The sequence below is a fragment of the Rhodococcus indonesiensis genome, from assembly GCF_047782815.1.
Lineage (GTDB): Bacteria > Actinomycetota > Actinomycetes > Mycobacteriales > Mycobacteriaceae > Rhodococcus > Rhodococcus indonesiensis.
The window spans coordinates 427,552-440,003 of record NZ_CP180630.1 but is presented as its reverse complement, the minus strand read 5'-3'; the positions used below and the strand labels follow the sequence as shown (position 1 = coordinate 440,003).

Here is a 12,452-nt window from a genome sequence, read left to right as displayed (position 1 = left end):
TCAGTCCGTGCAGCAGTGCTTCGACGTGCCGGCCGGGACGTCGAGCGCCGGATTGCGATCGAAGAACCCGACCGGCTTCAGCTTGAATCCGGCATAGTCGACGGGCATCACGGGCCAGTCCTCCGGGCGCGGGAAATGGGTGAGCCCGAAGGTGTGCCACAGCACCAGGTCCTCGCCCTCGATGTTCCGGTTGCCGGCGACGAACGTCGGCAGTCCCCCCTGTCCCGGATGCTGGTTGACGAAGTCGCCGGCCGGATACCGCTGCGCCGGGTCGTACTGGGTGACCCACAGGTGCTTGGTGGCGAATGCGGCGCGAGCGGCGATGGAACTCGACGGGTCGGCCAGCAGCACGGGCTGGCCCTCCGGGTGCAGTGCGTAACCGACGTTCCGACCGAGCCGGTTCTGCTTGGTCGGGTTGGTGATGTGCCAGACCCGGGCCTTGGTGTTGTCGGCCAGCCGTTGCCCGTCGGCCTCGGTGGCGAGGGTGGTCTTGCGGCAGCGGAACGCATTGCCCCAGGGGTTGTCCGGTCCCATCGGTTCGGGTACGGCGTCGACCTCCTCGACCGTATTGACGTTGCCGTCGACCGCCATGTCCAGGCGCGCGGAGAAGAGGTGCTGGTGGAACGGTGCGCCGAGGCCGGGAGCCATCTCGGTGGCGAACCCGTCCTCGCCGCGGTAGGCGGAGGTGAACACGATGCCGGTGGCCTTGGCTTCGAGCTCGATGGTGCCGTCCAGGTAGAGGTACCAGTAGAAGCCGTAGTCGTAGTTGCCGATCGTGAGGAAGAACGAGATCACGAGCCGGCGCGAGCGACGGGTCTCGGTCATGCCGTTGAACATGTCCGAGTGCTTCCACAGGACGCCGTAGTCCTCCTCGTGGAGGCAGATCGCGTTCTTCATCACCCGGGGATCGCCCTTCTCGTCGGCGATGGTGACGTCGAAGTACTGGATCTCGCCGAGGCAGTCGCACCCGAGTTCCAGCGAGTTGGTGTAGCGGCCGAAGAGGTACTCGCCCTGGTCGAAGTAGTTCTGCCAGTACCGTACCGGGGACGGGTCGGCGTAGGGCACGACCATCTCGGCGATGGATGCGCGGTACATCACCGGGCGCTCCACACCGTCGTCGGAGAACGACAGCTGGTGCAGGGTCAGTCCCTCGCGGACGTCGAATCCGAACCGGAACGTCCAGTCCGCCCAGGTGATCCGGTTGCCCTCGACCGAGAAGCTCGGCCCCTCGGGCTGGATGATCTCGATCGGCTTGAGATCGGTACGGACCGGCTTCGCGTGCGGCGCGGCGTCCCATTCGCCGCGTTCGGCCGGCACGGGAAGGGTGATCTCGTCGACCACCTTCACCACCCGCTGCTCGGTGAGGTCGACGTAGGCGACCACACCGTCGATCGGATGTGCCCACGGCAGGTCGGCCCGGTCCTCCTGATGGAACGCGAGCACGCGGACGATCCGGTGCCCCACCTCGTCCTCGTGCCCGAACACCCCGGCCGACAGCGGAACCGCGCGCACCTTCTCCGGGTCGATGCCGCGTGCGGCCATCGCCGCAATCCAGTCGAAGCTCGAGAGCAGGAACGATTCGATGTCCTCGAACTCCTCGTCGAGGATCGGGACATGCCCGTCGGTGGTGGCGTCGACGGCGACGGTGTCGAGGATCCTGCGTTCGGTGACGGACACGACGTGGTCGGACCCCGCACCGGTCGCGCGGTCGAGGAGCAGGACGCGGGCACGACGCTCGAGGTGGTCCCCCGGCCGGAACGCCAGGACCGTCGACTTGTGGGGTTCCTCGAGCCCGACGTAGACGAACCGGACGTGCTCGGTCACCAGTCCCGCCGCCGACACCGTTTCCTTGACTGCGGTGATCTCGTCGGCGGTCAGCGGGGTGAGCGGATGGTCCGGCGCGGGCGTCGCTGCCGCTTCGGTGAACGGCGTGGTGGCAGTGCTCATCGTGCGATCTCCTTGTCGATCTGGGGTTCGGTCGTGACGGCGGACGCGATGCCGCCGTGGGGGTGGTCGTTTCGTGCAGCGTGGGGGCGGAGCACGGCCACGGCCGCTCCGCCGGCGAACGTCCCGGCGAGAAGGACGGCGATGACGGCGGCGAGGGTGCTCGATCCGCCGACGAGCAGTGGCAGGTTCGCGATCGTCATCGTGAGCAGCGCGCCCAGTCCCGCCAGACCCAGCGCCGGCGCGATCAGTGTGGGCCACGGCCGGGTGTCGGCCCGGGAACGGCGGAAGAAGACGAGGACGGCGATCGACGTCAGCGCCATGAGGGCGAGCACACCGACGGACGCGACACCGGCGAACCAGGCGAAGACCTCCGTGACGGGATCGAGGCCGCCGACGGCCGAGGCCACGACGAGAACCAGCGCCGACACCGTCTGCACGACCGAGGCCACGTAGGGCGACGCGTGACGTTCGTGCGAGCGGCCGCATCGCGCCGGCAGTGCCGCGCTGTTGCCGAGCGAGAAGATGTAGCGCGAGAGCACGTTGTGGAAGGACAGCAGTGCCGCGAACAGACTGGTGACGAGGAGCACCTGCACGACGTCACCGGCCGCCGCTCCCACGAAACGGGTCGCGGTTTCCACGATCATGCCCTCGGGGTTCTCGGTGGCCAGGACGACCGCACCCTCGTCACCCCACGCGCTGACCAGCGCCCAGCTCGACAGCGCATAGAAGCCGCCGATGACCACCAGGGCGAGGTAGGTGGCCCGGGGAATGGTCCGGGCGGGATCACGCACCTCGTCGCGGAAGACCGCGGTCGCCTCGAAACCGATGTAGCCGGCAACGGCGAAGATCAAGGCGATTCCCGGTGCGCCCGAGAAGAACTCGGACGGCCGCAGCGCAGCGGTGGACAGACCTTCCGCTCCACCCCGGACGACCACCGCCGCATCGATCACCAGCACGATGCCGACCTCGCACAGCAACAGGACCCCGAGGACCTTCCCGGACAGGTCGATGTGACGGTAGCCGAGCACCGCGACCGCCGCCAGCACGATCAGAGCCCAGAGATACCAAGGCAACTCGGGACCGCCGTGCGCGGTCACGAAGTCGCCGAGGGCCGCGCCGATGTACCCGTAGACCGCGCCCTGCACCGCCGTGTAGGACAACAGCGCCAGGAACGCCGAACCGAGACCGGCGTGCCGGCCGAGACCGTGGGTGACGAAGGTGTAGAACGCCCCCGCTCCGGGCACATGCTTCGCCATCGCGGTGAAGCCGACGGCGAAGAAGAGCAGGACCACCGTGCAGACGACGTACGAGGCGGGGAACGCGGGGCCGTTACCGGCGGAGATGCCGAGCGGGACCGTGCCGGCGATCACGGTCAGCGGGGCCGCGGCCGCGACCACCATGAAGACGACGGCGCCGGGGCCGAGGCTGCCGGACAACCGGTGGGTGGGAGGTTCGTGTGCGCGAGCGTTGAGGGTCATCGGTGCTTCGACTTTCGGGAGAGGGGGTGTACCGGCGGTTCGGCGCCGACCGCCGCGAGAAGCGTGCGCCCGGCCGTTGTCGGTGCGGTCGGCGTCACGGTTCGTCGACGGCTGACGGGAAGGGCAAGGGCCGGGTTCTCGTTCGACCGGGAGTACGGGCGGCGGTGCCCACGTCGTGCCGGACACCGCCCCGACCGATCACAGTGCGATGTTGACCGACTTGGTCTGGGTGTACTCCGCCAGGGCTCCCTCACCGAGTTCCCGCCCCCACCCCGACTGCTTGTACCCCCCGAAGGGGAGGGCGGTGTCGAACGCGTTGTGGCAGTTGATCCAGACCGTGCCTGCCTTGATCTCGGCGGCGACCTCGTGCGCCCGGGACACGTCTCGCGTCCAGACACTCGCCGCGAGACCGTAGGGCGTGTCGTTGGCGGCGGCGCGAACCCCCTCCTCCCTGTTGAAGGGCACCGCCACGGCGACCGGACCGAAGATCTCCTCCCGATACACGCCGAAGTCGCTGCGCACGTCGACCAGCAGCGTCGGCTCGACGTAGAAGCCGCTGTCGCCGTGGCGCTTTCCCCCGGACAGGGCACGCGCGCCGTCCTCGAGCCCGGCGTCGATGTAGCCGGTGACCTTGTCGAGTTGTTCCGCCGAGATCAGCGGCCCGATGTCGCTCGTCGGGTCGAGCCCCGGACCGATCTTCTGCGACTTCGCGAATTCGGCGACACCCTGGGTGAATTCGTCGAAGATCCGGTCCTCCACCAACAGTCGCGTACCCGCGGTGCACGCCTGCCCGTGGTTGAACAGGAAGCCGCTCGCCACGCCCGGGATCGCGGCCTCGAGGTCGGCGTCCGAGAAGACGACCTGTGGGCTCTTGCCTCCGAGTTCGAGCGAGACCTTCTTCAGGTTCCCGGCGGCGGCGGTCACGATCTTCTTGCCGACCTCGGTCGAGCCGGTGAAGGCGACCTTGTCGACGTCGTCGTGGGCCGACAGGGCCGCACCCGCATCCCCGAACCCGGTGACCACGTTGACGACGCCGTCGGGTACGCCGGCCTCGGTGGCGACCTCGGCGAGCAGCAGGGCGGTGAGCGGGGTCTGCTCCGCGGGCTTGAGCACCAGAGTGTTCGCGCACGCCAGCGCGGGGGCGAGCTTGAAGGCGGCCATCACCAGCGGGAAGTTCCACGGCACGATCTGGGCGCACACACCCACCGGCTCGCGGCTGGTGAACGCGTGGAAACGGGCACCGGGTGCCCACGGAACCGACACCGGGACGGTGCGTCCCTCGATCTTGGTCGCCCAGCCGGCGTAGTAGAAGAAGATCTCGGCCGCCCAGGTGACGTCGACGGCCTTGGCGACGACCACCGATTTGCCGTTGTCCAGGGACTCGAGCTGGGCGAACTGGTCCGCCCGGGCCAGGATGCCCTCGCCGATCCGCCACAGGATGCGCTGGCGTTCGGCCGGGGTCAGGCGTCGCCACGGCCCCTCCTCGAACGCCCGGCGGGCGGCGGCCACGGCGCGGTCGACGTCCTCGGCGCTGCCGTGCGGCACCGTGGTCAGCACCTGCCCGGTCGCGGGGTCGACCGTGTCGAACCGCCGGCCCGAGGCGGACTCCACCCACCGGCCGCCGATCAGCATCTGCTTCGGCGACGAGAGGAACTCGGCCACCTCCGGAAGCAGAGCGGTGGCGGATTGCGCAACTGCAGTCATGTTGTCTCCGACTCTGAGGGAAGATGAAAAACTCTCGGGCACAGTGGTTTCGACGTCGAATCGTCGGTTTCCTTCGCTGTGACCCGAACCCACGATAACCACAGGATGTGGCGGGAGTCACCCCCGATTCCGGATGGAAATTGCGGCCTGTCCGATTCTCATTCGACTGGGGCCCAGACCGTTTCCCGATTCTCGTTCGACTTCTCGTCGGTACCCCAGGTGACGGTCGTGCGCGCACCGCCGGGCCCGCTCGAGCGCACCTCCGGCAGGCCCGGCATTCTCATTCGGGTGACCGAAAATTGATGTGTGATCGGTACAGCGCACAGCGCGCCTGCGCTACCGTGCACCCCACGGGATCGTCCGGCTGCCGACGCTCGACGTCCCCTGGCGAGTGTGGAAGCAGGTGCAAGGTGTCCGGTACACCACAGATCAGAGGGACGTCGCCGGTGGCGGGCCTCGAGCGCGGACGCCTGACGTTCGTCGAGGTACTGGCCCAGTCCGTCTCTGCCGTCGCCCCCTCGGCGGTGATGGTCACCCTGCCGGCTCTCGTGATCCCCGAAGCCGGGCGCGCCGCGATCCCGGTGTTCGTCACGGCGGCCGTCCTGATGGCGGCCGTCGGCTACTGCATCGGGCAGTTCGCCGCCCGCATGGTCGCGGTCAGCGGCCTGTACAGCTACACGGTGAAGGGACTCGGTCCCCGCCTCGGCTTTGCCGGGGGATGGTCGCTGCTGATCGGGTACGCGGCCGCCGCCATGGCCAGCACGGTGGGCGCCGCGAGCTATCTGGCGTCGCTGCTCGAACGGGTCGGGTTGCCCGCCGGAGCGGCGACGAGCGCGGTGCTCGCCGGAATCGTGGGGGTGCTCGCACTGCTGCTGATGGTGCGCGGTGTCCAGCTCTCCGCCCGGATCATGCTGGGCGTCGAGGCATTCGCCATCGTCGCTGCCTCGGTCGTCCTGGTGATCGCGTTCGTCGTGGCCGTCCGGGACGGCGCGTCCCCCTCGGCTCCGAGGGGGACCGGTTCGGAATCCGCAATCGGTTTCGCGCTCCTGCTGGCGATCACCTCGTTCGTCGGTTTCGAGAGCGCCGGAACGGTGGCCCGTGAGGCCCACAACCCGCTGATCAGCGTACCGCGCGCGATCCGGTGGACGCCGATCGTGCTCGCGACGCTCTACGTGTTCGCCGCAGCGATGCAGTCCCCCGAGTCCGCGAGGGAGGGAGTCGGCTCCCTGCGGATCGTGCTCACCCTCCCGGACACCGCCGGGAGCGGTTCGGCGGTGCTGGCGGTCGTGATGGAACTCGGGATCACCGCGTCGTGGTTCGCATGCGTCATGGGTTCCACCACCGCGCTGTCGCGCACCCTGTTCGCGATGGGCCGTGAGGGTGTCGCCCCGGCGATCGTCGGCCGGGCCCACGCCCGGTTCCGCACGCCGCATGTCGCCCTGATCGTCGCGATGCCTGTCGTCGTGGTCGTGCCCGTGGTGTTTCTGATCGCGACCGGCTCGACCCGCGACGTCCTGATCGGGTTGCTGGCCCTCTCGGCGCACGGGTACGTCCTCGCCTACATCCTCGTCTGTGTCGCTACGCCCGCATTCCTGCACCGGATCGGCGAGCTGACCCGGATGCCGCTGATCGTCGGCGCGGTCACCGCCGCCTGCCTGGTGGCGCTGATCGTGTGGGCAGCCGCGTCGAGGATCTACGTGGCGGGCGCGATGACCGCCGTGTACGCGGTCCTGATGCTCCTCGGGGCTCTGCTGCTCGCGGTGCGGGTGCATCGGGACCCGGGCGTCGCGGACCGGATAGGCGTCTACGACGAGACCGTGGCCGACGATCTGCTCGGCCGGCACCGCCCCTGGCAGGTGCAGCGGTGAGCCCCGTCGACGGAACCCTGTCGGGCCGTCAGCCGAAGGCCGTGATCAGCGCCCTGCGCGTCCTCGAGGAAGTGGCCCGGGCAGGCCCCGGCGTCACCGCCAAGGACATCGCAGCACACCTGTCCCTGCCGCCGGCGACGACCTATCGGCTCCTGAACCTGCTCGCCGGCGAAGGCTACGTCGTCCGGCTGCCCGATCTGTCCGGCTTCGCCCTCGGGCGCAAGATCGGCGTACTCGTCGACGCGGCCGTCGTCCCGACCGTCTGCACGGCCGCACGCACCCTGCTGACCGAGCTTCGGCTGACCGTCCGCTTCGGCGTCCACCTGTACTACTACACCGACACGGCGCTCCGCCTCGCGGACGCCGACCCCGAGTATCCGCCCCGCACGGACGAGGCGGTCCTGACTCGGCACCTCCATGCGAGCGCCGTCGGCAAACTCCTGCTCGCCGAGAAGAACGACCTCGACGCGGTCCTCCCGCGGTGGGACCTCCAGGCATTCACCGGTCGCACGATCGTCGTGCGCGGCGACCTGCTCCGTCACCTCGCGGAGATCCGCGACCGGGGCTTCGCCACCCAGCTCGGCGAGTTGCGCGACGACTGCGCGTGCCTCGCCGTCCCCGTCCGGTCCGCCGCAGGCACCCTGGTTGCGGGCCTGGTCCTGTCCGGCAGCATCGACCACCAGCATCTGATGACGCGCCACCTCGAGTCGCTCCGCGAGCACGCGCAGCAACTCGTGCCCCTGCTCACCTGAACGAAGGGCACACCCGACGAGCCCGCTGCCGGCTCGGAACGGCCTGCTACGTGGACTGCACCCACGCATCCCGGTTCGACACCAGACCGAGCCGCACCGCCCGGACCACCGCGCCGACCCGGTTGGGGGCATCGAGTTTTCGCAGCAGATGCTCCACGTGAGTGTTGACGGTGCTGCGCGAGAGCTGCATCTGCTGCGCGATCTCACGGTTGGACAGGCCGGCGATCACGAGTTCGAGAACCTCGTGCTCCCGTGGCGTGAGGGCGACCGCTTCCTGTCGCGTCAGAGTGTCCACCGACCAGGCGGCGTACTCCCGGGCATCGCTCAGTGTCGTCTTGACCCCGGAGGGCACCGAATCACGCGTCACACTGACGTGCAGCGCACCCACTGCGACCCCGGTGGGAGACGTCAGGACGACGGAGGTGCCTTCGGAGAATCCGGCGGGAACGAACACCTCGCGCACCGAGTAGGTCTCGCGATACGACGGAATGTCGCGCCAGGTCAGTACCGCGGAGGGCTCGGCCCGAACCGCCTGCATACCCGGATCCCTGTCGACGAAATCGGTGACCAGGTAGCCCAGGGTGCGGTCGTCGTATCCACGGCTGGCGACCACCGCATGCCGCCCGCCGGCAACGCGGGTCACGGCCGCGGCCGCGCACCCGAGCTGATCCGTCATGTACCGGGTGAGCCCGGTCATGCGATCGACGGCGTTCTCTCCCAGCAACACCGAGACCAGTCCACTGAACACGGGTTCGACCATCGCTCGACGATAGTCGAATCCCGTGTCCAGCGGAGCCGAATCCTGTTATCGGACAGATACGTTCCGGTTCGTGCGGGCGCTCGTCCGTCCTGTCACAGTTCCGGGACCCGATGCGACCAGGGGCGAGCGCGTTCGAAGTTCGCCGCTGCGCGCAGGACCGCGGCGTCGGCGTGCAGCCGTCCCGCGATCTGCAGGCCGACCGGACGTCCGTCCGAGGTGAATCCGGCGGGGACGGTGACGGCCGGGGTGGTCAGCATGTTGTACGGATAGGTCATCAGCCAGCCGAGCAGTTGCGAGCGCAGCGACGCCCCCGCCAGCCGGTCGGGAGCGAACTGCCCCAGCGGATGAGCCGCTTCACACAACGTGGGCGAGACCAGCAGGTCGTAGTTCTGCATGAACGCCGAGAACGTATCCCACATCCGGCCACGGAACAGGTCTGCCCGCCCGACGTCGACGCCCGTGAGACGCTCCCCCTCACGCATCAGTTCGACGAGATTGTCGTCCACCTGACCCTGCCACTCGTCCCAGTCGAGCATGTCGTGTTCGGCCGCGAAGCCGGGAACCCAGATGCCGTGCCACATAGCTTCTTCCGGGTCTCCCCAGCCGGGTGTCGCCTCCTCTACCCGGGCTCCGAGGTCCTCGAACACCCGGACGGCCTCCGCGCAGATCGCCGCCACCTCCGGGTCGACCGTCGCGAAGCCCAGGTCGGGCGACCACGCGATGCGCCACCCGGTGATGTCCTTCGTCGTTTCGGCGACGTAGTCGGTGTCCGAGGCCGGGAGACTGAGCGGATCGGATTCGTCCGGGCCGGCGACGACACCGAGCATGAGGGCGTTGTCCTCGACCGTGCGGGTGATCGGACCGTGGTAAGCCCAGTGATAGAAGCGACCGGCCAGGATGGTCTGCGGCACCCGTCCGGTCGAGGGCTTGAGACCGACCACGCCACAGAGAGACGCGGGGATGCGCACCGATCCTGCCCCGTCGCTGCCTTCGGCCAGCGGGCCGAGACCGGCCGCGACGGCGGCAGCAGCGCCGCCGCTGGAACCTCCCGCGCTGTATCCGCGCTTCCACGGGTTGTGAGTGGGACCGAACAGGTGGTTGTCCGTGCCGCCGTAGTAGCCGCTCTCCGGCGTGTTGGTCTTGCCCAGGTAGAGACCGCCTGCGGCCTTCAGCCGCCGGACGATCACCGCGTCGTGGTCGGCGATGCTGTCCTTCATGGGCACCATGCCGAACGTCAGGGGCCGGCCCGCCACGGCCGTCAGGTCCTTGATCGTGAAGGGCACTCCGTGCAGTGGGCCGACGGACTCACCGCCGACGAGCTTCTCGTCCAGTGCGCGCGCATCGGACAGGACCTGTTCGCGATCGAAGTCGACGATCGCGTTGATCGCCGGGTTGACGCTCTCCACGCGCCCCACGAAGTGCTCCGCGACTTCGCTCGCGCTGATCTGTCCTCGGCGAACGTTGTTCGCGAGTTCGGTTGCAGTGAGCCAGGAAAGGTTGTCGGTCATGGTCGTCTCCGTGGATCGGTCCGGTCGAGGTGGCTCGACCATAGGAACCCGGTGATCCCGCCGACAATCGGTCAACTTACCGATATTTCGGACCGGCCGGTGCGCCCTACCGGCCCGGACGCCGGTGCGGCGCCGGACCGGACACGATCATTCGCTGATCTTCTTCGCTCCCAGGATGTCCTGCAGCAACTCGATCGCCACGTCCTCCGGTTCCCGCCGCGTCGTCGGATCGACCGGGGTGGCGGCCTCGGCGAACATCTCCTCCTCGTCCTCGGGGGTGACGTCGGCGGGGCTGATCCGCGGCGGCTCGTAGCCGGGCTCGGGGCCGGGGTCGTCCGGGTAGTCCGGCGCCTCGGGCGGTGGGATGTCGTCGACCTCGGGACGCGGCGGAGCCGGGGTGGCGGCCGGAGACGTCGCACCCGATTGCGGAGCGGGCTGGGTCTGCCGTGCCTGGCTGGGCCGGGAGAACCGCGGCTGGCCGGAGGCGCGCGACGCCGACTGTGCCGGGGCCGCCTTCGCAGCGGCGGGGGGTGTCGCAGCACCCTGGACGCAGGTCACCTCGAAGTCCACCCCGAACACCGCCCGCAGGGCGTCCGCGATCACCGCGGAGTTGCGCGGTTCGACCAGCCGCTTGACCAGCGGCGCGGAATCGTGGCCGAGGACGATGCGGCCCGCGTCCACGCTGCGGACCGTGGCACCGGACAGCATGACCTCGACGGTGCGGCTGCGCTCGCGGACCTTGCTGCGGACCTCGGACCACACCGCGCGGACGGCCGCCGCGTCGGGACCGGCGGCAGCGGCGGGCGCCGGTTCGGATTCCGGCGCCGGCTGTGGCCCAGGAGCCGATACGGGCTGCGGTCCGGGTTCCGGCTCGCTCGGTTCCGGTTCCCGTACGACGGGGCGTGGCGCAGGTTCCGGTTCCCGCACGACGGGGCGCGGTGCCGGCTCCGGTTCGGGTGACGGCGCGGCGGGAACCGACGGTGGCGCCGGGACCGGCTCGGCCGCGGGCTCGACGGCGGAAACGGGCTCGACGACAGGCGCGGACTCGGCGACGGCAGCGGGCGTGGCCCGCCGCTGGGAAGGACGCTGGAACCTGGCGGCCGGCTCGTCGGGCGCGATCGGCGCGGGCGCGGCCGGCGGGACCGCCCGCGGCGCAGCGCTCGGCGATGCAGCGCCCGGGGGAACGGCGCCCTGCGCAACGGCGCCCGTCGGCGCTGTCGCGACCCCGCTTTCGAGACGCTCGAGACGTTGCAGCACAGCCGATTCCGAATCGGACGCGGCCGGCAGCAGCATCCGCGCGCACATCACCTCGAGGAGCAGGCGCGGCGCCGTGGCCCCGCGCATCTCGCCCAGGCCGGAGTGCACGATCTCCGCGTACCGGGTCAGAGTGGCGGGGCCGATCCGGTCGGCTTCCTCCCGCATCCGCTCGAGCACGTCACCCGGCGCGTCGACGAGACCGCGTTCGGCGGCGTCGGGCACCGACCGCATCAGGATGAGATCACGGAGCCGCTCGAGCAGGTCGACCGCGAACCGCCGCGGGTCGTGACCGGCGTCCATCACCTTCTCGACGGTTCCGAACAGACCCGCCCCGTCGCCAGCGGCGAGGGCGTCCACGGCCTCGTCGATGAGAGCGACGTCGGTGACCCCGAGCAGCGCGAGTGCCCGGCCGTAGGTCACACCCTCCTCGCCGGCCCCGGCGAGCAGCTGGTCCATCACGGACAGCGAGTCGCGGGGGGAGCCCCCGCCCGCACGGATCACCAGCGGGTAGACGGCGTCCTCGACCGGCACGTTCTCCTGCGTGCAGATCTTCTCGAGCAGCCCGCGCATGACGGGGGGCGGCAGCAACCGGAATGGATAGTGGTGGGTGCGCGAGCGGATCGTCGGCAGCACCTTCTCCGGCTCGGTCGTGGCGAACACGAAGATCAGGTGCTCCGGTGGCTCCTCGACGATCTTGAGCAGGGCGTTGAAGCCCTGCGTGGTGACCATGTGCGCCTCGTCCACGATGAAGATGCGGTACCGCGACTCGGCCGGGGCGTAGAAGGCGCGGTCGCGCAGTTCGCGGGTGTCGTCGACGCCGCCGTGGCTCGCGGCGTCGAGTTCGATGACGTCGAGGTTGCCGCCACCGCCGGGACCGAGCGCCTCACAGGACCGGCACGTCCCGCACGGCGCCGACGTGGGACCCTCCGCGCAGTTCAGCGAGCGCGCCAGGATCCGGGCCGAGGAAGTCTTGCCGCAGCCGCGGGGGCCCGAGAACAGATACGCGTGATTGATGCGGCCGGCGTCGAGGGCGATGCTCAGGGGCTCGGTGACGTGCTCCTGACCCACCACCTCGGCAAAGGTCGCCGGTCGGTACTTACGGTAGAGGGCCACGCGCCGAGACTACCGGCGCCGACCGACAGACCGACCGTGTGGTTGCGACGAAGCGATGCGGGTAT

The 12,452-nt window shown here is 69.7% G+C and carries 8 protein-coding genes; 2 read left to right on the top strand and 6 right to left on the bottom strand.

Annotation, left to right across the window (positions count from 1 at the left end; translation table 11 throughout):
* From ACM26Y_RS02030 to ACM26Y_RS02020, 3 genes are all read right to left on the bottom strand, one after another.
* The gene (locus tag ACM26Y_RS02030) at positions 1–1,947 is read right to left on the bottom strand and encodes a primary-amine oxidase (protein ID WP_416062521.1); all 1,947 of its coding nucleotides are present in this window, start codon (positions 1,945–1,947) and stop codon (positions 1–3) included.
* On the bottom strand, positions 1,944–3,425 hold the full coding sequence (locus tag ACM26Y_RS02025; RefSeq protein ID WP_416062520.1) for an APC family permease: 1,482 nt from the start codon (positions 3,423–3,425) through the stop codon (positions 1,944–1,946). Before ACM26Y_RS02025 ends, ACM26Y_RS02030 begins: the two co-directional genes overlap by 4 nt.
* Before the next feature lie 198 nt (positions 3,426–3,623).
* Positions 3,624–5,129, bottom strand: coding sequence for an aldehyde dehydrogenase family protein (locus ACM26Y_RS02020; protein ID WP_416062519.1), 1,506 nt, complete (start codon positions 5,127–5,129; stop codon positions 3,624–3,626).
* 410 nt (positions 5,130–5,539) lie between these two features.
* Between ACM26Y_RS02020 and ACM26Y_RS02015 the strand changes: the two genes are divergently transcribed.
* Positions 5,540–6,997 (top strand): APC family permease, encoded by a 1,458-nt coding sequence (locus ACM26Y_RS02015; RefSeq protein WP_416062518.1) that lies wholly within the window; start codon positions 5,540–5,542, stop codon positions 6,995–6,997.
* Entirely contained in the window at positions 6,994–7,749 is a 756-nt protein-coding gene (locus ACM26Y_RS02010; protein WP_416062517.1) for an IclR family transcriptional regulator, read from the top strand. The genes ACM26Y_RS02015 and ACM26Y_RS02010 overlap by 4 nt, the downstream gene beginning before the upstream one ends.
* Positions 7,750–7,795: 46 nt before the next feature.
* Here ACM26Y_RS02010 and ACM26Y_RS02005 read toward each other — a convergent pair whose 3' ends face one another.
* The 3 genes from ACM26Y_RS02005 to ACM26Y_RS01995 form a co-directional block, all read right to left on the bottom strand.
* The gene (locus ACM26Y_RS02005; protein ID WP_416062516.1) at positions 7,796–8,509 is read right to left on the bottom strand and encodes a response regulator transcription factor; all 714 of its coding nucleotides are present in this window, start codon (positions 8,507–8,509) and stop codon (positions 7,796–7,798) included.
* Between the two features lie 92 nt (positions 8,510–8,601).
* A complete protein-coding gene (locus ACM26Y_RS02000) occupies positions 8,602–10,017 on the bottom strand; it encodes an amidase (protein ID WP_054372953.1) in 1,416 nt (471 codons plus the stop codon).
* 147 nt (positions 10,018–10,164) lie between these two features.
* Entirely contained in the window at positions 10,165–12,387 is a 2,223-nt protein-coding gene (locus ACM26Y_RS01995) for a DNA polymerase III subunit gamma and tau (RefSeq protein ID WP_416062515.1), read from the bottom strand.
* Positions 12,388–12,452 lie beyond the last annotated feature (65 nt).